Below are 23379 nucleotides of genomic sequence, written 5' to 3' on the forward strand. Positions count from 1 at the left end.
TGGCGGTAATGGCGTTCCGTTTCGCGCCGGCTCGTTGTCGAGGATTACGCTTGCTGAACCAGCGTGGAGGCACGGGAAGCCAGCCGGCAAACATATCTCGCGTGTCGATCAGCATGCTTCGACGCAGCAAGTATTTTTTCGCCGATCCACGCCTGCTCCCTACGACAGCTGAATACTTGTTGAACTGCGCCAGTTCCTGCCTTTTCTATCCATCCCCGTTGGCCAATCTCTTGTCGCGACTGGCTGTCGACGGGGGACGATCGTGGCGGGCACTTCACTCCATTCGGAAGCGTTTTCGCGTGGCGCACGCATGCTGCGCACCGCGCTGGGCCCCGCGATCGCCACCTTCCTTGAAGACCCCTCGATCATCTCGGCATCAGTTTTCGAATACTGCTATGGTCGCGTTGCTGTTGCCGCTCTGGAGTGATCGCCGGACCGGCCGCAGATGTTGTCCCCCTGGGCCGCTCTCGTGTTGCTTAATCTCCGGCGCGAGAGCGGCTTCCCCTTTCTGAGTGTTGCTGGCGACGATGGACGCACCCGCGCCAGCAACGGCCTCGGCGTCATGGTTCGGTCCGCCATGGCGCCGAGGTCGTCACCATCTCGACGTGCGGCCCTTGTTACCGGCCCCAACATTTGTGCATGTGATCCGCACAGAAAAACCCCGCAGGGTCAATGGGGTTTCCGTCGTGCGTAATTCGTGAATTTTGTACCCAGCCGGTCGATGTCCGTTATGACGTGACGTGTGACGTCCAAGTGGACGGACAGCACGTATCTAAGCGCAGCGGCAAATCGAGCTTTGGCAGCGGGGCTGGCTGCGATGATTGAGATCAGCGGTCACGTCGCAAGCAATTCACGTCTGATAAGTCGCTAGGTTGCGCAACCAGCCGCCAGCTCAGTGTGACTCAGTGAGATTTTCATCTTTTGTCTGGGCTTCTATTTCCGCAGGCGGGGGACCATCTAACCAATGCTCGCCGTCTCTCGCGAGCACGGTGGTGATGTCTAGCGCCAGCGAAGAAACCGGCTTGCATAGCGCGAGAAATTCGTTCGCGAAGAACGTTATTTCCGCTGACGTGTAGGCATAGGCTGGTCTGAGATGAGGCGCCGCGTGGGCTGGCAAGTCTTCACGAAATTTTTGTTTTTTTGTTGCATGGGTCGGCGGCAGCAGCGCAAGGCCGCGTAAATAGCCCAATGGGCTCGAGTAGGGACCAACGATCGCATGGGCAATGTCGTTTCGACGCTCGGAATACTTGGCCACGAGATCGTTCAGCCGGCGGAATTCTTCCCGCTGTCTGGGAGTATCCGCAGTCGGCTCGCTCTCGAGAAAGAATGCATCAGCCGCGGCCTTCACCATGCCGGCTCGCGCGCGGAAGCCAGTGACTGATCCGTAAGCCCGCATGGGGGGCATGAAGTACCAGGAGGGGCTCAGGAAGGCTCCGAACAGCAAAGCGTAAGCAGTTTCTAAAGACTCCCATGCGCTTAGGGCTCGTCCGACGCTTTCGTACAATGCCCGTTCTGACCAGTCGCCCTTTTCCGGGAAGGGCGGACGTTCGTGAGGCTGGCCGGTCGGCTGGTAGACTCGCGGTTTTCGCTCTTCGACAGTGATGGAAGACTCCACGATCTCGATCTCCGATGACCCGAACTCTGTCACAGGATCATGGATCCTAACGAGGCATCTAGGTAGGGCGCTCATCAAATGCATCACTTCATCGGTTGTTGGACCATCGAGGGCCTCAATGCCTGTGATGTATCTATCGTCGCTCACTTGCCTCGGATTGGCATTCGGAACTAATTCTTGGAGCTTGTCTGCTTGCGCTTTGGAAAGCAGCAGAACCTCTTTCTCGATCGTCATTCTTGCAAAATTCCTTGGGTTTCGGAACGGTCCATCGCGAAACTAGGCTACTAGCCAGCGGGCTGTCCGTCTAATCGTTCCCGAGACTCGCATCCGCTCCGTTCAACGCGGCCACTCCCTCAGGGGGCTGTTCACTCCCTTCAAGGCAGCGGAACGCGCTATGGCTTTGGAAACCCTTCTGATGCGGTCGTGGGTTTGTCCCAAGGCCGCTTCCCTTCGGCGTCGCGATCCCACCATCGGTCTTTCGACCCACGAACATCGTCCGCCTTCTCTTTGGCCCTGGCCGCTTTAACTTGATCGTGGACGGACGATTCCTCCTTCGGAGAATCCGGAGCGTTCGTCTCCGCGGACGCCGTTGACCAGCCCGCGACTATGAAAAGCCACTAACAAGAATATCTCCATCACTGCTGATAGCACCGTTCACCCCGGCAATGTCTGGTTAAGTTCAGTCCCCTTCTCGGGGCAACTTTGGGGATTCAGCTAGGTTTGGCCAATCGATCGGTTTGCAGAAGAGACCTCGGCGGTCGATCTCCTGAAGCAGTCGGTCCGCACGCTGCTTTGCTGCAGGACCAACCAGACGGGTGCCCATCGTGGTGTCGGCGCGCACCTCGTGACGGAGGAACTCATACATGCGCAAAATGAAGTGATCGGAAAGACCATCAAATTCTGCCATGGCAGAGGGCACCATCTTCATCAAAAAAACCAGGTCATCAGCCGCCAGCTCGCCCAGCCAATTGCGGCGATCCACGCAATCATTGCGGCCGCAGCCACGGCCAGGAAGGCGACCGGCAGTAGGTAGTCTTCAATCCCTCGGCGCTCATCAAGCGACGACGTATCAGCTTCACGGGTTTCATCGAGCATGTCGATTGGCCTTTAGGAGCAGGGCATATCGGAAGCACGACGGACAGACAAACGGTCGATGCAGTTACCCGCGGTCGCGATCGAGACGCTTATCACGCTGGCGACTATTCGAGCTCGCGAGTCGGGTAGTATTTCGAGCGCTTCGGCCTGCCTGGACCGAGACCTGCCACATGTCTAGGAAGTCCACGCACGCAGCGCATGATCAAAGTCGCTCGACGGGGACGTTTAGTGGTGCTGCGGGAAGGCGTGCGCGTCAAAGCGTAGGTCGTCCGGCGAAATGTCCGCGATGATCGCTGCGGGCACGGCGAGCTATCGACGTGCAAAGGCTTGATCGATTGACAGTGTGCACGACAGCGGTCACCGATATCACTAAGTCGCAGCATCATGACATGATCGGCTTGTCCGAAGCCGGCCACGAACGTCACCGCCACCATCCTAGAAATCGCAATGAAGCTCCTGCCGCAATTGGCTATCATGCAGGCCGTGTCGCAATTCGCAGCCCCATCTAGGATGAGTAATTGCCCTTGCCGAAGATCAAAGCATGGCCAGGGTGGAGAATCCCTGCTCAGGAGAATGCCGCACGTCGAATTCCCCCGATGACTGGGGCAGCGTCACCGAATTAGGTCGGCGGCGCCGATGCCGAGCGGGATTAGCATGGGCGCTAGGCGCGAGGTGTTGGCCGCGGTGGCGGAGCGCTACCGTACGGGAGGGCGAGTTGAGAAGGGACGCTCCTTGATGAATTGACGTTTGACGTCGAACGAGCTTGAGGCGCGTCACCTGACCTTCAGTCTGGCCGTTGGACCATGGGGAAGTGATTGCCGCCAGTAGCGCTCAGGCTTCGACCAGCCGTTGGTTGCTGGCCGTATCGTAGCGACGACGGCCGTTCCGCAACACGCTGAGCGGTCTCAAGCCTCAAAGGTTCGTCTGCAGCGATCATCGATGGTGTCCACCTCGTTAATTGTGGACACCTCATCCCATCCGCGCGCTCAACTGCATAGGTGTACAAAAAATATCGCTTACCATCATCGTGCGTGATGTCGTCGATCGTAGGATGTTATCATTCGATGACGAGCTACTCGAAAATCCCATGGCATTCTGACCGGCAAGGGTGATCTCGGGGAGATTTCACTTTTTAGCGGCCGTCGCCATTGACCCTCCGTACTCCTGTTTTGAGCTGTGTCTTGTTCAAGACATCGATGTTGCTAGCGCTACGGCAGGACGCCGTATTCAGCTAGCGCGACGAGAGGCGGCGCATTGTTTTTCAGGACGTTTTCAGAACGTCGTTGGCACGCCGGTTGCTTGAGGCGGGGGGACCCGCTGCGACCATAAAAATGGCTCACTGTTCAGATGAAACTCGCTCTATCGATCCCGATGCTGATGCATCCCCCGCGCGCGCCATCGTGGCGAGTCTCTCATCTCATAATTCGGCTGCGGTTTCCCGGCGAGGTCAGGACGTCGCCGTATCAGGAGTGGGACGAATGGTGTCAGCCAAAGAGCTCTCGCGCGCCACGACCGAAGCGATGTGCCGTCGGCCGACGTTCGCCAGATCAATCTGCTGGAACTGGGATGCGGAGGCAGTATGGGCGATGGAGGACATGGGTTGGCAGGTTCTTGCCGGCCTGCCCGGTCCAAATAACTATAAGACTGTCGCGAAGTGGAAGGAGCGCGAGACTGTCGCCGATATCGCGACAGGCCCCAGGGACGCCAAGTCGACAGTGCTTTCCATCGAGGAGGAGGCGATCATCGTCGCTTTCCGGCGGCATACGCTATTGCCGCTCGACGATTGCCTCTATGCGCTCCAACCGACCATCCCGCATCTGACGCGATCATCCCTGCATCGCTGTCTCCAGCGCCACGGCATCAGCCGATTGCCAGAGGTCGAAGGCAGCAAGCCTGCGAAGAAAAAGTTCAAGGCTTACCCGATCGGCTACTTCCACATCGAAATCGCCGAGCTGCAGACCGCTGAAGGCAAGCTCTACCTCTACGTCGCCATCGATCGCACCAGCAAGTTCGCCTTCGTGCAACTGGTCAGGAAGACGGGAAGGACCTCCGCCTCGGCCTTCCTCGAAGCCCTGATCGCGGCTGTCCCCTACAAGATCCACACGGTTCTCACCGACAATGGGATCCAGTTCACTTTCCCGCCGCGCTACGCGGACGGCCCGACGGCAAGATATACGACACATATGTTCGATATCCGCTGCCAAGAGAATGGCATCGAACATCGGCTGACCAAGATCAAGCATCCCTGGACCAATGGCCAGGTCGAGCGCATGAACCGCACGATCAAGGAAGCGACCGTCCAACGCTACCATTACGATCGACACGATCAGCTCGAAGCACACCTTGCCGACTTCATTAACGCCTACAACTACGCTCGACGGCTGAAGACCCTGAAGGGCCTCACGCCCTACGAATACATCTGCAAATGCTCGACTTCCCAGCCAGAACGATTCAAACTTAATCCGCTCCAGCAAATGCCGGGACTAAACACCTAGTGGGACGCGAGCAATATCAGGAAGTGCAGAATCAAATGCAAGAGATCGGAGAACTGGTCGGGCTGGATCTCCTCACGCTTCCCGACGCACTGCGCGATGCGAAGATCTCAGCCAAGGTCGCTTTCGCTCACTTTCGGCTTCATCCCTATCAGAACCGAACGCTGTTTGAGTTGCTCAAGGATCCGTCGAAGGACTGGATCGCCGTACGCGCGTTGCAAACCGACATGGAGCATGGCCCAACCGATAGGCAGCGTGTCAATGCAAGAAGCCAGATGTTTTTCGGCTGCATTGAAGAGGCGTTACATCCGACGCAACTCAAGACATTGCAGAGCAAATTTTACGACAGCGAGTAAGCATCCTGATCCCCGGTCGCGCGCCGCGTGCAGGGGCGCGGCTATGGCGGCCATTCTGGTTAGCGGCCCCGAGCGTAAGCTCGAAGCGTAAGCCTGACGACTGATCGCGGGCAGAGATCGAAATGCACATGTTCGGTGCAAGACTGGGTCTGACCGCGGTCCGCCGGGACCTCCAAACCAGCTTTACCGCCAGGTGAACGCAATCCACGACGCAGGCCTGCGCGCGAGGTCAGGCGGAATGAAACTTGGCTCGGAGATGATCGGATCAGACGTGGCAGATGCGGCCGCGGTTTGTCTTCTTTTTCGACCTTTGTCAGCTTCTCGAAAGCCAGCCTCTTTAACACTCGAACTTGGCCTCTCGATGACGAAGCCGCCCATGTCTGAATTCGTGACGAACTTCAGCTCATTCCCTGCGGGAGATCTTCAAGAGGCCTTTGTTCTCATAACACAAAGGAGAGCTTTATGGATCCGAACCCGATTGACAATGCGCGTTCACCAGAATCGCCAACGGCGCACGTCTGGACACAGGAAGATCATGATTTGTTCAGTCAGATCATGAATGAAGCTGGACCATCATCACCTGCCGCACCTGAGGAAGCGATAGATGTCTCATTTGCCGTTCCCCAAAGATTTTCCCACGGTTCGCAAAGCGCCCCTGACGAGATGGTTGAGAGGCTGTTCCACCGCGGTCTCTTGCCGGACTCGGACCAGCCGACGATGACTTATGAAATCCTAGTACCCGGAATCAAAGCTGAGTGATACGGCGGCCTTTGAATCGGCGTTGACGGACCTTTTTCTTGGTCCAGACGAAGGGCTCAGCTTTGTCGTTGTACGCGTTGATGTAGGCATTGATGTGCTGCTCGAGCTGTTTGAGGCTTGTGAAGGAAGCACCGCTGAGCGACTGCCCCTGCAAGATCGAGAACCAAACCTCGACCTGATTGAGCCAGGACGCGCTTGCCGGCGTAAAATGAAATTGCACATTGGGGTGGGCCTCGAGCCAGTGCTCGTTCTTCTTATGGGTGTTGAGATTGTCGAGGATGACGTGAAGCTGGCGGTCCGGAAAAGCCGAGGTGACGCTGTCCATAAAGTCGAGGAACTCGACACGACGCCGCCGTTTTGAATGCGTCGCGATGATCTTTCCGGTGGCAACCTCGAGTGCCGCAAACAGCGTTGTCGTGCCATGCCGCTTGTAGTCGTGGCTCTGGCCGGTCAAGGCGCGGCCATTGGGCAGCTTCAGATAGCCCTGCGCTCGCTCCAAAGCCTGGATCGAGGGCTTCTCGTCCACGCATAGCACAATGGCCTTGGCGGGCGGGGCGACGTAGAGGCCGACAACATCGGCGGCTTTGGCCGTAAAGTTCGGATCGTTGCTCTCGCACCAGGACTTGCGAGCAGCGAGGTCAATCCTGTGGCTGCGCAGGAACCGCCAGACATATTGGACGTCAACATCGCCCAGCGCCCCGGCCAGCAGGGGCCCGGTCCAGCGTGCAAACCCTTCCGGTGCCGGTTTGTCCAGCAGCCTCAGTATCCGCTTGTCGGTGGCCTTCGTATAGATCGGCTGCTTGCCCGGCCGCGGCTTGTCTTGCAGCCCTTCAAGGCCATGATCGGCATAGCGATGCCGCCAAAGGCTGACAATCCGCGGCTGCACCCCTACTTCCTTGGCGATCGACCGCGTGCTGCGCCCGGCCGCCGCCAACAGAACTATCCGCGCTCGCTTCAAATCGCGCTGCAATGTCATCGGCGAGCGACAACATGCCTCAAGCACCTTGCGATCTTTCCTCGAAAGGTGGACTTCTCTTGCTTCGGGTATCATCCCGACCTTGAATCACGACTCACGCTCCAAGAAAAGTGGGTACTAGGTCACCGCTACACGGCCGGTTTGGATCCGTTCAATCGCGTTCGTCTTGTTCATAACCCTGCGGAGGACCAAGTGGTTGGGGCCGGCCGGGCGGGGGTACCGGACTTCGGAGCGTTCTTCTCGGAGAACCGGCGCTTCGGAACGCCGCTAGCACAGCAATGGGCTACATTTGCTTTAATGGACAAGCTGCGCGAAGAAGGTTTCATGCCGACCGCAGATAACTCCACCACAATCCTACTTAACGGACGGGCCTACAAAGCCGAATTAGCCGAAGGAGGGTTCGTTAGGCTTACACGGGAGCCAACCCGGCTGTGAACCGATCGCGCCGGGCTGGAGGCCTGCGATCACTTCGGGTGGCCTTACCTGGAGAGACATTCGCCACCTAACAGTGGATTGTTCGCGCCGCAGTGGGTACGCATCCTCGGACCCACTGGCAGCCCACGAGAAGCACGATCATCCTGGCCATTTCGTCTGCGTGGCGCCGGCCTGTCATCCGGCATGCCATATTGCCCCCGTATTGCCTCATCTGAGGATGTTACTTTCGCTTGATCGATGTAGCTCCGTCGATCGGCCAGTCCGAGATTGCACCATAGCGCGCAGGATCGGAAGGAACTGGAGACGTCGCGGAATGCCCATGACACGCGGCCAGCGCCGCAGCTTTAGCCGTGTGGGATGATCGTCTCGGCTGCTTTGCCTCTGAGTAGCTCTGCACGATGGTGTGGTGCGGGCCGAACTGTTCGGGGCGTTGCTTAGCGAGGCGACCGAGAATTGCATGCGCGGTCAGACGGGGCTCGGCCGCAGGCCAGCGCTCGATGTCGGCTGGGTCCGCGCAAATTTGGGTAGCGAAACCGGTGACCTGGAGGGGTTACTCGGAAACGGCGTAGGACCTGCCGATGCGAGCCTAGATAGTCTTGGCGGACGCACGAGGTATTCTCAAGGAGCTGGCAGCAAAGGTCGCGTAGCCGCCACGACGGTCGCAAATGGCTTTGCATAGCAGTGCGATCGCGTGAGCCTATTGATCGGATGAAAATCCTATCAATTGGCACTACCAGATCTGGGCGTTTTGCAAGCAGTACCTTCGCCGTAGGATTATGGCAAAGACCGCATGCATATAGGTGTGCGCAAACAGCTTCGAAACGCGGAAAAGAACGGCATGTCGAACATCAATCTCAGCTCCCGATCCATTGCAGGTGCACGTGCCGGACAGCGAGCCATCATCGCCCTAAAAGTCATCAAATGGAGGGCGCTGGCCCCGAGACGTCGAGGTTTCCAGATGACACGCGGAATGAAGCCGATGTCGCGGATGGTCGCAGCAACAAGGCGCGCGCTCGCCATGTACGATCTCGACCGGTGCTGCGCAATCTGGTGGCTCTATCGTCTCCATTTCGGATTCACCGGCGACGTGATGTTGGGGCTCGCCGCGGTCACGGTTGCCCAGGAGAGATCCCGCTGCGGAATTTAGGAATCGTGGCGTCGAGCGCATACCGGGCTCGGCCAGCAATCTGCCGCAGGTTACTCGTTTGCACAAAAGCGTGGCCCAACGCCAATCGCCTCAAGTCTGCCCCAGCCAACAACGCCGCAATCACATCGAGTCCCGGCGACCTGAGCGGGGGGCGGTACTAAGGTGCCCGCAAACGCGACCAGCAGGCCGCGAAGAGCGAACTTGCGCTCGCGCTTAACATCACAAGCTGAAATTGATCGGCGGATGATGTTCCCCACCCCATCTTCGCCCCCGCTCGTTCCCGATCCAAGGGAGCAATTTACGTGAGGCAACGGCTCAGCATCCGGTAACAATTAGGGCGAGGAAATGCGCTTGCCAGCCAGATTGTCGCGCTATAATCCGCAGGATTCCCCGGTTGAAGGCTTACTGGAATGCCACAAATGCACCCCGACAATCGACCGATACGCGCAGTGCGACGAACATGGCAGTACAATATGCACGGCAGAGGGATGGGCGGGGCGCACAGCACCGAATTCGCAATTCGACGCCACAGGAGACCTGCCCTCTAGCGGGGCGAAGTATCTACGATGGTATGGTCCCGCAACCGACAATGTCTCACTGATCAGCGCCTGAGCCGTCCGGGTGATCCTGAAGTCGTGACGACTGACAGCACAGAGAGCATGTCTGAGTGGTTGCAGGAGTTTTCGTGGCGGATTGAGCGAGTGTTGATAGCCCACACATTATTGACCGACTGCGCAAAGGCCTGTCAGCTTACGGTAAGCTATCACAGATACAGAGCCCTTGGGATTAACGGGATGTGACAGGGACAGCGTTATCGCTCCAGACCGATCAGCGCCGAGTCACTCTTCCGCTAGTCTCAACGGCAGTGCGGATGTGGTAGGGACTAGTTGGCCTGGTTTCAGCCCCCGGGTCGGTTAGCACCGAGCCGCGCCCGCACTGTTTTACATCTTGCCCCGACCAATCCCGCTAGCTATCTCGACAAGCTTCGCAGGTACTCTGGCGAAGGTCGGTACACCACCTGAAAAGGTGAGGGCCACGTACTTCCATTTCTGCCGCAGCCCGCGCAATGAGTGGCGTTGGACACTATATGCCGCCACGAGAGCCGCCTGGAACCGCGAGTTCGGCCGCTGGCGCTTCGGCGTTGAAGGCTATGCCATGGAAGAGTTGGTAGCGGAGCTTGGCGCGGCCTTCCTGTCCGCCGATCTCGGCCTAACACCGGAGGTGAGGGAGGATCACGCCTCCTATATCGCCTCTTGAATAAAGGTGCTGAAGAACGGACGTGCGATTGGGCGTCATCCTACTTACAGCGGAGCGGATTTTTCGCACGGGTTCAGATAGATAATTCGCTGCGGCTGCAAGCATTTTGATTGAGGATGCATGGGTTTGAAGCGCGAGGTCCGGTCTCAATCGCGGCGACCGTACCGACCGTGCGAGCTCAACGACCCTGCTCACGCCTTGCATACCACGAAGTCCGTAGATGCTGCGCGACGCTCGTACCCCCCACCATGGGTTGCGAGTCCGGCTTGTGTGCGAATGGCTCGAGGCCGAGCCCGATGACTTCAAGTCCTTTCCAACCGACGTAGACCGCAACCGGTCGGCGTCAGCCGTCAATGGGTGATTAACGTCGAGCATGGTCATCCCCGCGCAGAGCTGGCTCTTGTACTCCGTGCTCTCGACGTTCTCGGCATCCCGGTGGACGCCAACAGTGGAGGGCCGACCAGCCGCGGGTCTACCTCCGCAGTTGATATCAACGCCATCGTCAACAAAGCCAAGAAAGGCAAGACATAATGGCCGAGCTCATTGCACTCTTGGGTGGCACCGAAGTCGGTCGCGTCCGCAGCGACTCGCGCGGCCGGCTGACCTTCGTTTATGACAATGCATGGCGCAACGCGGAAGGGGCCTATCCCCTGTCGCTTTCGCCGCCGAGGAGCACGGTCCAGCCACTGTTCAGTCCTTCTTGTGGGGGCTGCTTCCTGACAACGAGCAGGTGCTCGAGCGCTGGGCCAAGAAATTTCAGGTATCGGCGCGCAACGTGTTTGCCCTCATCTCTAACATCGGTGAGGATTGCGCCGGGGCCATCCAGTTCGTCACGCCTGATCGATTGGAGGCTCTGAAAACAGGCAAAGATGACGAGATCGAATGGCTGGATAAGCCGGAAATAGCAAATCGGCCTCGAGTCTTGCGCGAGGATCACGCTGCCTGGCGTCTGCCCCGCGACACGGGTCAATTCAGTCTTTAGGCGCCCAGCCGAAAACCGCGCTTGTCCTCAAAGACAACAAATGGGGCATTCCATCCGGGCGCATACCAACCACCTACATTTTGAAACCACCGACGGGCCATTTCGATGGTCACGCGAGAATGAGCATATCTGCCTGCAGCTCGCACGCGAACTCGGGCTGCCACCCGCTGAAACCAAGGGTGCGCTTCGAACAGGAAATAGCGATCGTGGTTTGAACGCTACGATCGGCAGGTCAGCGGGAACGACATTATCCGCGTTCATCAGGAAGATATCTGTCAGGCCATGGGCATCCCGCCGACCAAGAAATACCAGAACGAGGGCGGACCAACGCCTGCCGATGTGGTCGAGCTCTTGCGTACCTACTCGACAGACCGCGAGGCTGACCTGAGACGTTCGTCAGCGCTTTGGTCTTCAACTGGCTCATTGGAGGCTCTGATGCTCACGCCAAGAACTATTCATTGCTTCTGGCCAGCGGTCCTCTCGTGCGTCTCGCCCCCCTTTACGACATCGCCAGCATTCTTCCTTACGACAACGTCGATCAGCGCAAGATCAAACTCGCCATGAAAGTCGGGGGTGAATACAAGCTCGACCAAATTGGCTTGCGTCAGTGGCAAAAATTTTCACGCGAGCTGCGTGTTGATGCTGACGTGCTCATCGCTACGCTGATCTCCATGGCCGGGCAGATCCATGACCTGTTGGCGGACATTCGCACGCGAGCGCAAAAGCAGGGATTGGAGAACGCTGTCATCGAGCGATTGGCAACGGCTTTGGGTGTGGGAGCCAAGGATTACGAACACGTTCTGAAGGGGCCTAGGATACGGATCATCCATCAATTGAAGGGAGTCGAACGCAACCACGAGCTCGTTCATTCTGATATCGGCGCGCTCGCCGAACGGCTGCCTGACAAGCCCGTTGCTGCGCCCCTTATGCTCGTCCCGAGTTACGGCTTGCAAACGCTCGGCCGGCGCTCAACTTTGCAGGTCGAAACTAGCGAGCCGCTGCCGGTCTAGAATCATGAGCTCGCGTTGAGTATTGCCGACGAAAGCAAAAACGCCATCATTATGTAATTGCGACACTGCGCGTGAGACGGTCTCGATGGTCAAGCCTAGGTGATCCGCGATGTCTCGGCGAGGCAGTGACATAACATCAGCAGTCGTGAGCCGCGCATCCATCTCATGCAAGGAAAGCGGCAACGCGCTCCAGAGCAGTATTGCGTCCAAGCAGCAGCATTTGGTTTTCCGCGTGCTGCAATTTAGCCATGGTCATGGTGAGCAAGGTGCGTCAGACAACTGCGTCAGTGTGGGCGATTGCATCAAGAGTGTGCCTCTTGATCAGCCGAACATGCTCTGCGTAACGGCTTCCGTAGCAAAATCGGTGTGCCCCACTGTTCTCGAATCCGAAAATGTCACCTGGTAAATGAAACGCGCCAATCTGGCGTCGCCCATCGGACAGCAGTTTGTAGGCCGGTACTGCTCCTTTCATGACATGATAGACGCATTCCGCGGGTTCACTCTCGATGTAGATCGTCCGACCCTTCTTGTAACGCTGACGATGTGAGGAAGATCGTGGTGATTTGAGCATTGTCGGCATAGATGAGCATTCACGGTGTGTTGGTTTCTCAGCCATGGATCCGCACGCTTCATATTCCACATGGGTATGTCAGATTGCCGCCTTAATGTCGTAAATCCGACAGGGGCTGCCGGAGCAACTCCGCACGAAACGCTGTACGTGGGCATGTTCTTCTCGTCCAACAAGGCGCGGTCGAGATTTTGTGGGTGGCACGGCGGTTGCTAATGAGCAGAGAGATCACCGGATGAGGTGGGTGAAGATGGTCGCAGGCGGATTTTAGGGTTCACACGGATGAGACTGTTGCCGGTTTCAACAGACGTCTTGCAAGACGCGGCTATTGCGGATGCGTCATTCACCACGCCTCCCGCGGCTACAGGGCAAGCCGCTGCCCCATCCCAAGTCACACAAACGTGCTTCGGTAATGAAGCGAAGGACCCGGACAGAATTTACACGAGCGCCAAGGACAAGAACTTACACGAGATCAAAGAGACTTCTGTGGAAATGCTGGATGTCATCGGAATTGGGATCGGCCCATTTAACCTCAGTCTTGCAGCGCTTATTGAACCTACTCCGCTCCGCGCACTTTTCCTGGAGAAGCGAGACGCACTTTTCTGGCATCCAGGCCTTGCACTGCCGAACAGTCGCCTTCAGGTGTCGCCGCTCAAGGATTGCGTGACCCTAGTCGATCCTACTAGCCCATACTCATTCCTCAACTATTTGGCACTGCATGGTCGGCTCTACAGCTTTGTCAACAAGCGAAATGCTTCAACGTCCCGGCAGGAGTTCATTCAGTATTACCGGTGGGTCGCAGGGCGACTCAATGCGCTCCGCTTCTCGGAGGACGTCACGGATGTTGTTCCGTTTAGGGACGGCTACCGCATCAGCACGAATACAACCACATACTTGGCGCGCGCTGTTGTTGTGGGCGTTGGCGTAGAGCCCAAGATTCCTCCCTGCGCCAGATCTTTGCTATGTGACACTGTCTACCATGCAGCCGACTATCTCGAGCGGCAGCTTCCGCATGCAGCCGAGCATGTGCTCGTTGTGGGAGGTGGTCAGAGCGGGGCTGAGATTATTGAAGACATGCTTACTCGTTCTGTGCCCACCCAAATCACGTGGGCAACGTCGCGTTCAAACTTGTTTTCCATCGACGACAACAGCTTTGTGAATGAGGCTTACACACCCTCCTATAGCCGCCGCTTTCACGCTCTACCGCTTCAGCAGCGCCGGGACATAGTCAAGGGCGAGATGCTTACGAGCGATGGTATTTCTGTCGATTTGTGCAATCGCCTATATGAAAAGCTGTACGAACGCAGCGTGGATGGCACGCTGGCCGACCGTTTTCGTGTGTTGTCCAGCGTAGTCGTGAAAGACATCGCGTCCCACAAAAAGCGCTGGCGAGTCGATCTAGATGAGATCGCAACGCAGCGAAATAGCTGCATCCTCGTCGATCGTATAGTGCTTGCTACAGGTTTCCAGCCACGTACGCCGCCCTTCTTGGAGGCCCTCCTCGAGGGTGCGTGTATGGAAGATGGCCTGCCCGTACTCGGCCCGGACTACGCAGTCCGCTTCGGTCGGCACGTGCCAGGACCAATTTATCTACAAAATCAAAGCCGCGTGCAGCACGGATTGCAGAGTGCCAATCTATCTTTGGTGGCGTACCGCAACAGCCAAATTATTAACAGCCTTCTCGGCCGACCGTTCTATTTGAATACATCCGACAGGCAGATGATTGAGGTTTGTTCAGATACGTCTGAACGAGACGACGGTGTGGTTGCGATGCGATCGACCCGACAGGTATTGGGTAGCACATGAACAGCGGCTCGACCTCACCGCTGCGGGGCCGGATTGCGCATGGAACGGCCAACGCTGCCGACCAGCTTTCAGGCACGCTCGACTACCGCGCCTTTGTGCCATTTTTGATTGCCTCCATTGTCATTGCAGCAGCTTACGGCACTAGCTTTCTATTGCCGGACTACATGCATGCGCTCGAAACGGATAGTCGAGCCGCGGGTCTTATTATTTCCAGCGGCGTGGCTACTACTCTCGTTTCCTGTTGCTTGGCTGGGTGGCTGGCAAAGCGGATAGGCCTATTACCCACGTTGACTGCCGCATCGCTGTTTATGGCGGTAGCCATGCTGACCTTTGCCGGCGCTGCCCTCGATACGCGAGCGGCGTACGTTGGAGGACTAATGGTGGGCGCTGCTTGGTCAGTGTTCTACATTCTGGCACCGCTGCAGATCATTCGACATCTACGGCCCTCAGCACGTATTCAGTATTTGACGGTCTTATCCGGATCACAAATGGCTGGGCTCGGCCTAGCGGTTCCACTTGGTCACTTGCTCGCAAAATACACTGGTTCGCTGGCCACGATTTATGCGGTGCTTGCGATTGCGTGCGTGACCGCCGCCGCCTGCGTGGACCTTACAAGACGCGCGATGTCGAGGCTATCGGCACTGGCTATGCCGGATATCGCGATTACACTTGCCGCGACTATGACACTGCTTCAGAAGTGCACAGCGCTCCCGATCGCCATGATTGCGATTTCAGGCTGCACGTTCGCGGGGCTGTCCACATATCAGAGCGCGTATTCCGCATCACGTCACTTGAATTCCGATCTGTTCTTTCTCGTTTTTACTGCTACGAGCGTGGTACTACGCTTCTCAGTCGCTCACTTCATGGGCAGCCTGCCGTTACGCCGACTGGCGCTCACGCTCATCCTACTGATCGCTGCGTCTCTGGTGCTGTTCCTTCTCAACGGTGGCAGCACCTCACTCTATATTGCGGCCACAGTGCTCTTTGCCGCCGGCTATGGGTTAAATTATTCAACCTTAAACACGATAGCCGTCAATCTCGCCGGCGAGCACGGCGTCTCCGTGCCCACTACCTCGCAGATCTTTACCCTCGCATACTTCTTCGGGATCTTCGGCTTTCCCATGGTCGGAGGGCAGTTGGTCCGTGGATTCGGCCTTGACGTGATGTTGCTGAGCCTATTGAGCGCGACCGCTCTGAATGCGGTGCTAGCAACCCGCCTCGGGCAAAGCACAACTGATCCGCCTCATCTTAGGAAGGAGCTCACACATGCTGACTGAGGCACAACAATCGAAATGGCATAAGGATGGATACCTTCGATTGGAAAGGTTCTTCGATCCAGCCACGCGCGACAAGATTTCTCGTTACGTTGAGGAAGTTGCACGTTGGGATGTAAGCTCCGATAAGTGGATGTTGTGGTTCGAGAAGACGAGTGACAGCCGGAAGATTATCTCGAAGGCCGAGAACTTCTTAGACTACCATGCCCCTCTACGGGAGGCGCTCCTGGCCGATGGCCGCATTCGTATAGCGGTCGAGACACTCTTGAATGAGAAGACACGGATGTTGAAGGAACTTCTGATCTTCAAGTATCCGGACAGCGGCGGATACCGCCCTCATCAGGACATCTACCATGTGCCGCACAAGATACCCGACCGCATGGTGCACGCAATTGCATCCATCGCCGTGGACGACTCCGACCCGGGTAACGGTGGGCTCTTCTTCACGCCAGCTCGCCATAAGGAAGGAATGTTTCCGATGGATGTCGGCGGCGTGATTCACCCGGAGATCGCCGAGACCTTCACATGGGAGCCGGTACAACTAAAAGCTGGTGATGTTTTTATTTTCGACGATTATGCGCCCCATTACTCCTTGCCAAACAAGAGCGATCGGTCGCGTCGTGCGATTCACTTGGTATTCCAGCGCGCATCCACTGGGGGTCCGACACGCACCGAATACAACTGCATGAAGCGCGCCTACAACCCTCCAGAGGAAGCGGTGGCCGATCTTGAAAACCTAAAGCTTCCCAATGGCATATTCTATCGCGATTGATAGCCAACGTCTGAGGAAGACCAACGTGTACACGGCGCAGCTTGATCATTCTCTGATGAGATCCGAATACGGAGTTCTGGTCTGGCGCCTTTTGGAGCATCTCCCGGAGGGTCTCAGCCCAGCATTTGGCGCTTCAGTCGTGGAGCTCGCTCCAGGCGATGCGGTCGACCCGCACGATCATCAGGAGCACGAGCTGTGGCTGCTGATCTCTGGTCGCGGAGAGTTCGAAGTCGACGGCCAGGTCCGTAATGTTAGCGAAGCGACCTTGTGTTACATGTCGCCACATCAGACGCACACTATCCGCAATATCAGCCAAGACAGCACTCTCAAGTTTATCTCGATCTGGTGGGATTGACGTGCGCACTTATTTTGTCTGTCCTGCGCCGCCTTGCCCTAACGGCAAACTACATCTGGGCCACATCGGCGGCGTGTATTTACTTGCTGATATCTTCGTCCGCTTCCAGCGCATGACCGGCCATCGGGCCTACTACATCACCGGCTCAGACGAGCACGGCACACATACGCTCGAAACGGCACGAAAGCTCGGCCGATCCTTTAGCGATGTCGCAGAACAATACGTTCACCAGATCTTAGAGTGTTTGCGTGCCGTGCAAATTGCGCCTGATGTGTTCGTGCGCACATCTAGCGAGATTCACAAGGAAAATGCGCTAGCGATATTCCGCGAGCTGCAAGTGGCCGGCTACGTCGACGTACGGCAGGGCGTGCAATTGTATTGCGAACATTGCGATGAGCTCGTTGCCGACTCGCTCGCAACTGGCCGTTGCCCGGCCTGCTCATCGCCCTGCGACAGCAATCTGTGTGAGAACTGCGGGCTGGCTGTTCAGCACGACACAATCCGTGACGCACGGCACGTCACTTGCGGCCGCAATCTTGTGCTAAGAGCCATCAAGCAGGCCGTGTTCGACATGCCACGTCTCGCTCGTGAGCTGCACGAAGCCATTGGAGAAAGCGCGTGGCCCGAGCCGATACGCGCCAAGGCGCGCGCTTGGCTACACCGGGAGGTGCGCGGCTTGCCGATGACCCGCCATTTTCGGCACGGAGTTGAGGTACAACAGCCTGACTCTCTGACCGGCCAAACGCTGCTTACATGGTTTGAGGGCCTCTGGTGCTTCGACACCGGAATTCGCGAGCAATGCGCCCGCTTAGGTCTGGACGCAAACGCGACGTTGCACGACCAGAACAGCGAGCTTCTCTTCTTCATGGGGCAAGATAATCGCTTCTATTACACGCTAGGTGTGGCCGGCGCTCTGCTCGCGCGCGGCTACCCAATTCCAAAAAATCACTCCGTCCAGGATTTCTACAAGCTGGAAGGCGAGAAGTTTTCCACCAGTCGTGATCATGCTCTTTGGGCTGATGAAGTGGCGCGCGAGGTGGGGCCAAACGTACTCCGTTATGCACTGGCGCGAGTGGCCAAGCCGTTTGGAGCCGACGCAAACGATTTTGATCTCGACGGGCTCATCTCGGCAGCCTCACGCATTCGGGTCTGGGAAGATGCGTTACGGCGGTGTGCAGAAAGCGCACTCACGGTAGAGAGCACCGAACTCTCCCCGAATTTCCGCCGCTTCGCTGAAGATTACGCCGATGCGGTCACCGCACTGCGGTTCTGGGATGCGCTTGATATCATCGACAGGTACTTCGAGCTAGCTGGCTTTGCACATGCAGACGATTGGACATGGAATGCTGCGCAGATCTCGCTGTTCCTGAGCCTGCTCTATCCCGTAGTACCTGAGCTAGCGATGGGCTACGGCCAGCACTACTTTGGCGGTGCGTGGCGGCCGTCCCTCGAGACATCAGCCGTAGCAGCCCAGCCAAAGGCGTCGGTGGACTTTCCCCGTTTCAGCGCGCCAATACCTGCAAGCTTTGCCTCGGAGTACAATAAGCGCTTTCGCAGAGAACAGATTTGGCAATCATGAAGATCCGAATGACGAAGCTATGAATACGCGCATCTCAAAACGCAGCGCTGTCGCTCAGGGTTTCGCGCCGTTCAACTCCTCAAGTGCGACGCATGGGATCAATTTCGGCTATGGGCTGGCCGACCCGGTGATGTTTGCAGAACTGCCGTGGCCAGACGCGTTTGACGGACGTACAGGTGTGGCTCCCGCCGATCTGCCGCAGTATACGGATGCCGCGGGTTTGCCCGAACTTCGTACCAAGCTCGCACTGAGGTACGGTGTGCGGCATGACCAAATTATGCTTACGAGTGGAGCTTCACAGGCCTTACAGTTGCTTGCCGATGGCTGGATTGACCCCGGTGACGTGGTCCTGACGGAGGACCCCTCCTACTTGGGTGCACTGCGTACGTTTTCGATCGCGGGTGCAACCGTGGTCCAGCTAGGTCTGGCTGCAGAGGGAGTGGATCTGAACGAAGTGGAGGCAGTGCTGCAGACCAGTGCCCGGGTGAAGCTCTTCTACACGATGCCAGCATTTCATAATCCAACCGGGCACCAGATGTCGTGCGACCACGTGGCCAAATTGGCGGCACTGCTAGCCCGCAGTGGCGCTCTCTTGGTGCAGGATCTTGTCTATGCTGAGTTGCCCTATAACGGTCCAGTGCATTGGTTGGCGCCGGGCGACAACGTGATCAATGTCCATAGCATCTCAAAAGTTGCCGGACCGGGACTACGGGTAGGCTGGGTGCTTGCGGAGTCGGACATTATCAACAGGCTTGCGCACCTCAAACGCGACGGCGGCGTAAGTCCGGTTCTAAGCAATGTCGTTTTGGGATTATTGCAATCGAGCGCTCTTGACTCGCACATAACACGCTTGCGCGAGCACTACCGAGCGAAGCGAGACGGCGTACATAGGTTATTGCAGCGCAGCCGGATTTGCGAGCCGGAATATAGTGTACCAAGCGGGGGCTTCTCGTTCTGGGTACAGCTTGCCGCGGGTACGGATCCGGAGAGGTTTATTGAAGCTGCAAGCCGCGAGCACGACGTGCACCTTATAGATGGCCGGAACTATGGCCCACGAAGTGGCCGTCACGTGCGCCTGTGTTTCAGCTATCTTCCAATATCTCTCATTGAGCAGGGGCTGGAGCGCTTAGGTAATTTGCATGCTAAACTCTAGACGCGTGTGGTATGTTTCAGCAGAGTTTTCCCATCTGACGCGGGGTCGCAGGTCCAGCTCCAAGCGTCGACACTTCTGAAGAGAGCGGGCTTACGCGGACACACGAAGTCGCTGTCCTGCTTTGTTGTCCGCCGGCAAGGTCGCTTTGGTGCGCTCCAACCGACCCGCCCATCAATCGTCCGAAGCTCGAAGAAATGTTCGCGCTGTATAAGGGGAGCTTCGTTCCCACGCACTGGAGCAGAGTATACGGTCCCGATTTGCCGCATCTTTGCAAGCTACTTAATGCTCATCGCCGCGAACGGCGAGCTGAGCTGCAAGCTCGTGAGCAGCCGGGTTCGCCGGCCGTGCAGTCCGCTCGGCAGTCCGGCTCGGCGCGGGAGCATCCCCCGACGCCTGGCTACCCTGAGCTCGGGAGCTTGGGCTCGTTGGCCAGCAGATGCAAGAACCAGCATCACCATCGACTGCCGGGTCCTGCGGCGGTCTTGAGCCTTTTGTTGATCTGAATACGCCCGCGCGTCTGAACTGCGCGACGATGCTGACTTTGGCCGGCGGATCCTGCCAGAACTCGCTCAGACACCTACGCTGCTCTTTGAGTCTTTGGTCGACCTGAATGGTAAGCGGCGTGTCTCCCGCACCTTGTTGCTGTTGAGCAGACCGGCAATATGCGTTCCGTCTTGAATAGGACGGTTTGCATATATGATCGAGCGTGTTGTCGACGCATCGGAGCTACGGGTTCGGCGGCGGTGGAGCGGCGAGGTCAAGGGACGGATCGTCGCGGAATCCTTTGTTCCCGGCGCGATCGTCTCGGACGTCGCGCGGCGCCACAGTCTATCGCCGCAGCATTTGTCGACCTGGCGCAAGGCCGTGCGCGACGGGTTGTTGACGTTGTCGGAACACACGGAGCCGGTGGCGACGAGGCCGGCTGGAGCGGTCGCGATCCAGGAAGCGAGTTCATCAAGCGGCGAGGCTTTTAGCTTGCTCGGCGCTCCACGCCCAGGGCATGAGTTCGTCCAGACGCGAGGCCGGCCAGAGGTTGACGAGTCTGGTAAGGACGTCGGTCAGATAGGCCTGCGGCTCCACGCCGCAGAGCTTGCAGGTCTCAATCAGCGAAGCGATGCAGGCCCAGTTCTCCGCGCCCTCATCATGCCCCGCGAACAGTGCGTTCTTGCGGTTGAGGATAAGGGGACGGATGCTTCGCTCGACAATATTTGTGTCGAGCTCGATGCGGCCGTCGTCAAGGAAGCGCATCAGGCCAACCTAGTGGTTCAAGGCGTAACGGATGTGCTCGGCGATTGTCGCTTTGCCCGAGACGCGGGTGAGTTGCTGCTCGAACCAGGCCTTGAGCGCCAGCACCAGCGGCTTGCTGCGCTCCTGGCGGATGGCACGACGCTCATCGGCGCTGCGGCCCCTGATCGTCTTCTCGATCGCATAGAGAGCGGCAATACGCTCGAGCGCTTCGCTCGCGATCGGAGCAGGACCGTCCTGGACAACGTCGAAGAAGCGCCGCCGCAGATGAGCCCAGCAGAAGGCGAGCATGATCGCCGCGTCAGGCGCGGTGTCGGCAATGGTCTTGTAGACGGTGTAGCCGTCGCATTGCACGATGCCGCGATAACCGTCGAGCAGCTTGAGCGCGTGGACGGCGCCGCGACCAGGCGCATAAGTGTAGGCCACTGCCGGCGGATCGGCCCCGGCCCACGGCCGATCGTCGCGCGCGATCGCCCAGAAGAAGCCTTTCTTGGTGCGGCCGCGGCCGGGATCGAGCACAGGCGCTGTGGTCTCGTCCACCGCGATCTTGTTCGCGGTCAAAATGATCTCGCGCAGCCTGAGCCAGAGCGGACGAAGCTCTGCGCCTGCATAGCCCACCCAGAACGCCAAAACCGAGCGCTTGATATCGATACCCTGCGCCAGCAGCATCTGAGCCTGCCGATACAGCGGCAGGTGCCAGGCATATTTGGCGACCAGAACATGGGCGACCATCGCCTCGGTCGGCAAGCCGCCCTTGATCAGCCGCTCTGGTGCCGGCGCCTGAACCACGCCATCCGTGCAGGCCCGACAGGCATATTTGGGACGATGGGTGACGATCACGCGGAACTGTGCCGGGACGACGTCGAGCCGCCGTGAGGTCTCCTCACCGATCACATGCAGAGGCGTGCGGCAGCACGGACAGTTGGTATCCTCCGGGGCAATCGTGACGTCGATATGCGGCAGATGGGCCGGAAGTGCACCACGGCTGGCGCGGCGCCGTTCAGCACGCTGGCGTGCGCCTGCCGTGTCCTTCCTGTCCTGGACCGCTTCATCGCCGGCAATGGCCTGCTCGATGTCCTCGATCGCCAGCTGCAACTGCTCAGGGTCGAGCTTCTCCGAGCGGCGACCGAACTGCGCGCGTTGCAGCTGGCGCAAGAGATGCTGAAGGCGATCCATTTGCGACAGCGCCTGATCGCGTTCGACGATCGCCGCGTCGCACTTTGCGATCGCCGCGTCGCGCTCCGCGCGTGCCGCCGCAACCAGCGCCTGCAGCGCCTCGATATCGGTCGGAAGTTGATCCGTGGTCTCGCTCACGCCCGGTACTCAAGCTGATTCGCGGGCCCTTGTGGAAGACTGCAGCCGACATGATTCAATTGGTCACAGGGTTCACGACGTTGCGCTCGGCTGACCAATGTCGCGGGCATGCAGGCGCGACCAATCCAGGCCGTCCATCAGCGCGGCGAGCTGTGAGGCAGACAGACGCATCACGCCATCGCTGATCGGCGGCCAGCGGAACGCGCTATGCTCCAGCCGCTTCCACAGCAGCACGAGCCCGGACCCGTCCCAGGCAAAAATCTTCAAACGGTCCGCTCGCTTTGAACGGAAGACGAAAATCGTTCCCGCGAACGGATCATGGTGGAGTTGCTCGCGCACCAGCGCGGCGAGACCATCGGCACCTTTACGAAAGTCGACCGGCCGCGTCGCGACCATGATCTTCACGCCCGCCGAAGCCGCGATCATGTCGTCGCCCTCACGGCCCGCAGCACATCGCGCAGCCAGGCCGGATCGACCCCCGCCGCTGCGCGAACTACCGCATCGCCAATCTCGATGCTGATCGTTATCCCGTTCCGCGTTGCCGCTTCCACGCACATTCCAGCGGGGCGAAGCTCCGACACCACCGGAACGAAGAGCGGTGCATCCTCCGCCGGCAAGCTCAGCAGACCGGCACGCGCGGCCTTGCGCCAAGCAAACAGGTGTTGCGGTGAGAGGTCGTGCCGGCGCGCCACCTCGGACACAACTGTGCCCGGCGCATATGACTCCGCCACGATCCGCCCCTTGACCGCGGCGCTCCACCGCCGCCGACGCCCCGCTCCGACCTGGATATCCACCCGGCCCCGTGGCTCTGAAGCGTCAACTATATGGTCAACCATATATGCGAACCTTACTGTATATGACGGCTCGCATGTTGCCGATCAGCTCACGCCGAACAAGGTGCGGGAGACACACCGCTTACCCTGAATGCGCTAACGCCGTCAGAGTTGCGCGACGATGCTGACTTGCGCCAGCGCAGTCTGCCAGAGTCGCTAAGACATCTACGCTGAATCATTTGTTGATCCCGCCCTCGGCGTCCTCCGGCTGCTGCGATCTTTACGTCGCTCAGCAGGCGATCGGTCGTCACCGCGCTCACCTTCAAAACCGGCCCACCGCTCATCGGCAGAAAGCTTCAATCTGCCGTGCGTTCAAGTGCCGGGAGCGAGAACGGCTCCCGACGAGCCGCTTACTG

The 23379-nt window shown here is 58.3% G+C and carries 17 protein-coding genes and 7 pseudogenes; 15 read left to right on the forward strand and 9 right to left on the reverse strand.

Going from position 1 to position 23379, the window contains the following annotated elements:
• Positions 1-262 precede the first annotated feature (262 nt).
• Positions 263-370, forward strand: a pseudogene (locus EI171_RS11075) (P-type conjugative transfer ATPase TrbB); the annotation flags it as partial.
• Positions 371-892: 522 nt separating this feature from the next.
• Here the strand turns inward: EI171_RS11075 and EI171_RS11080 are convergent.
• The 4 genes and pseudogenes from EI171_RS11080 to EI171_RS46695 all read right to left on the reverse strand — a co-directional run.
• The gene (locus EI171_RS11080) at positions 893-1849 is read right to left on the reverse strand and encodes a hypothetical protein (RefSeq protein WP_161533351.1); all 957 of its coding nucleotides are present in this window, start codon (positions 1847-1849) and stop codon (positions 893-895) included.
• Between the two features lie 445 nt (positions 1850-2294).
• Positions 2295-2543: a hypothetical protein gene (locus EI171_RS44665; RefSeq protein ID WP_202633128.1), complete on the reverse strand. Its 249-nt coding sequence runs from the start codon at positions 2541-2543 to the stop codon at positions 2295-2297.
• Positions 2543-2710 (reverse strand): hypothetical protein, encoded by a 168-nt coding sequence (locus EI171_RS11085; RefSeq protein WP_161533352.1) that lies wholly within the window; start codon positions 2708-2710, stop codon positions 2543-2545. The genes EI171_RS44665 and EI171_RS11085 overlap by 1 nt, the downstream gene beginning before the upstream one ends.
• Before the next feature lie 534 nt (positions 2711-3244).
• Positions 3245-3532 (reverse strand): annotated as a pseudogene (locus EI171_RS46695) (hypothetical protein); the annotation flags it as partial.
• A gap of 764 nt (positions 3533-4296) precedes the next feature.
• Here EI171_RS46695 and EI171_RS11090 point away from each other — a divergent pair.
• The 3 genes from EI171_RS11090 (at position 4297) to EI171_RS11100 (ending at position 6317) form a co-directional block, all read left to right on the forward strand.
• Positions 4297-5205, forward strand: coding sequence for an IS481 family transposase (locus EI171_RS11090; RefSeq protein WP_246740623.1), 909 nt, complete (start codon positions 4297-4299; stop codon positions 5203-5205).
• A gap of 35 nt (positions 5206-5240) precedes the next feature.
• Positions 5241-5558, forward strand: a complete 318-nt coding sequence (locus tag EI171_RS11095) for a hypothetical protein (protein ID WP_246740494.1) — start codon at positions 5241-5243, stop codon at positions 5556-5558.
• 462 nt (positions 5559-6020) lie between these two features.
• Entirely contained in the window at positions 6021-6317 is a 297-nt protein-coding gene (locus EI171_RS11100) for a hypothetical protein (protein WP_246740495.1), read from the forward strand.
• Here EI171_RS11100 and EI171_RS11105 read toward each other — a convergent pair.
• Positions 6304-7368 (reverse strand): IS630 family transposase, encoded by a 1065-nt coding sequence (locus EI171_RS11105; RefSeq protein ID WP_161533353.1) that lies wholly within the window; start codon positions 7366-7368, stop codon positions 6304-6306. The genes EI171_RS11100 and EI171_RS11105 overlap by 14 nt on opposite strands.
• 1198 nt (positions 7369-8566) lie before the next feature.
• On the opposite strand from EI171_RS11105, the gene EI171_RS45505 reads away from it, so the two are divergent.
• The 4 genes and pseudogenes from EI171_RS45505 (at position 8567) to EI171_RS45515 (ending at position 12124) form a co-directional block, all read left to right on the forward strand.
• Positions 8567-8875, forward strand: coding sequence for a hypothetical protein (locus EI171_RS45505; protein WP_246740496.1), 309 nt, complete (start codon positions 8567-8569; stop codon positions 8873-8875).
• A gap of 1155 nt (positions 8876-10030) precedes the next feature.
• Positions 10031-10132 carry a zincin-like metallopeptidase domain-containing protein gene (locus EI171_RS11115; protein WP_371740504.1) on the forward strand — a complete coding sequence of 34 codons (102 nt, stop codon included), beginning with the start codon at positions 10031-10033 and terminating at the stop codon, positions 10130-10132.
• 530 nt (positions 10133-10662) lie between these two features.
• Positions 10663-11114, forward strand: a pseudogene (locus tag EI171_RS45510) (HipA N-terminal domain-containing protein).
• Positions 11115-11384: 270 nt separating this feature from the next.
• Positions 11385-12124 (forward strand): annotated as a pseudogene (locus tag EI171_RS45515) (HipA domain-containing protein).
• On the opposite strand, the pseudogene EI171_RS11125 reads toward EI171_RS45515, so the two are convergent.
• Positions 12083-12704: pseudogene (locus EI171_RS11125) on the reverse strand (helix-turn-helix domain-containing protein). The pseudogenes EI171_RS45515 and EI171_RS11125 overlap by 42 nt on opposite strands.
• Positions 12705-12974: 270 nt before the next feature.
• On the opposite strand from EI171_RS11125, the gene EI171_RS11130 reads away from it, so the two are divergent.
• The 7 genes and pseudogenes from EI171_RS11130 to EI171_RS11160 all read left to right on the forward strand — a co-directional run.
• Positions 12975-14498 carry a lysine N(6)-hydroxylase/L-ornithine N(5)-oxygenase family protein gene (locus EI171_RS11130; RefSeq protein WP_246740497.1) on the forward strand — a complete coding sequence of 508 codons (1524 nt, stop codon included), beginning with the start codon at positions 12975-12977 and terminating at the stop codon, positions 14496-14498.
• Positions 14495-15775: an MFS transporter gene (locus EI171_RS11135; protein WP_161533354.1), complete on the forward strand. Its 1281-nt coding sequence runs from the start codon at positions 14495-14497 to the stop codon at positions 15773-15775. Before EI171_RS11130 ends, EI171_RS11135 begins: the two co-directional genes overlap by 4 nt.
• Positions 15765-16544, forward strand: a complete 780-nt coding sequence (locus EI171_RS11140; RefSeq protein WP_097669487.1) for a phytanoyl-CoA dioxygenase family protein — start codon at positions 15765-15767, stop codon at positions 16542-16544. Before EI171_RS11135 ends, EI171_RS11140 begins: the two co-directional genes overlap by 11 nt.
• A gap of 25 nt (positions 16545-16569) precedes the next feature.
• Positions 16570-16899 carry a cupin domain-containing protein gene (locus tag EI171_RS11145; protein ID WP_097669493.1) on the forward strand — a complete coding sequence of 110 codons (330 nt, stop codon included), beginning with the start codon at positions 16570-16572 and terminating at the stop codon, positions 16897-16899.
• 1 nt (position 16900) lies between these two features.
• Entirely contained in the window at positions 16901-18478 is a 1578-nt protein-coding gene (locus EI171_RS11150) for a class I tRNA ligase family protein (RefSeq protein ID WP_161533355.1), read from the forward strand.
• A gap of 19 nt (positions 18479-18497) precedes the next feature.
• Positions 18498-19631, forward strand: coding sequence for a PLP-dependent aminotransferase family protein (locus tag EI171_RS11155; RefSeq protein ID WP_161533356.1), 1134 nt, complete (start codon positions 18498-18500; stop codon positions 19629-19631).
• A 696-nt stretch (positions 19632-20327) separates the two neighbouring features.
• Positions 20328-20468, forward strand: a pseudogene (locus tag EI171_RS11160) (transposase); the annotation flags it as partial.
• A gap of 117 nt (positions 20469-20585) precedes the next feature.
• On the opposite strand, the pseudogene EI171_RS11165 reads toward EI171_RS11160, so the two are convergent.
• From EI171_RS11165 to EI171_RS11175, 3 genes and pseudogenes are all read right to left on the reverse strand, one after another.
• Positions 20586-22190, reverse strand: a pseudogene (locus EI171_RS11165) (IS66-like element ISBj7 family transposase).
• A gap of 72 nt (positions 22191-22262) precedes the next feature.
• A complete protein-coding gene (gene tnpB, locus EI171_RS11170) occupies positions 22263-22616 on the reverse strand; it encodes an IS66 family insertion sequence element accessory protein TnpB (protein WP_011084591.1) in 354 nt (117 codons plus the stop codon).
• Positions 22613-22984: a transposase gene (locus EI171_RS11175; RefSeq protein ID WP_161533357.1), complete on the reverse strand. Its 372-nt coding sequence runs from the start codon at positions 22982-22984 to the stop codon at positions 22613-22615. The genes tnpB and EI171_RS11175 overlap by 4 nt, the downstream gene beginning before the upstream one ends.
• Positions 22985-23379: the final 395 nt, after the last annotated feature.

Origin of the sequence: Bradyrhizobium sp. LCT2, from assembly GCF_009931255.1 — a bacterium.
Lineage (GTDB): Bacteria > Pseudomonadota > Alphaproteobacteria > Rhizobiales > Xanthobacteraceae > Bradyrhizobium > Bradyrhizobium diazoefficiens.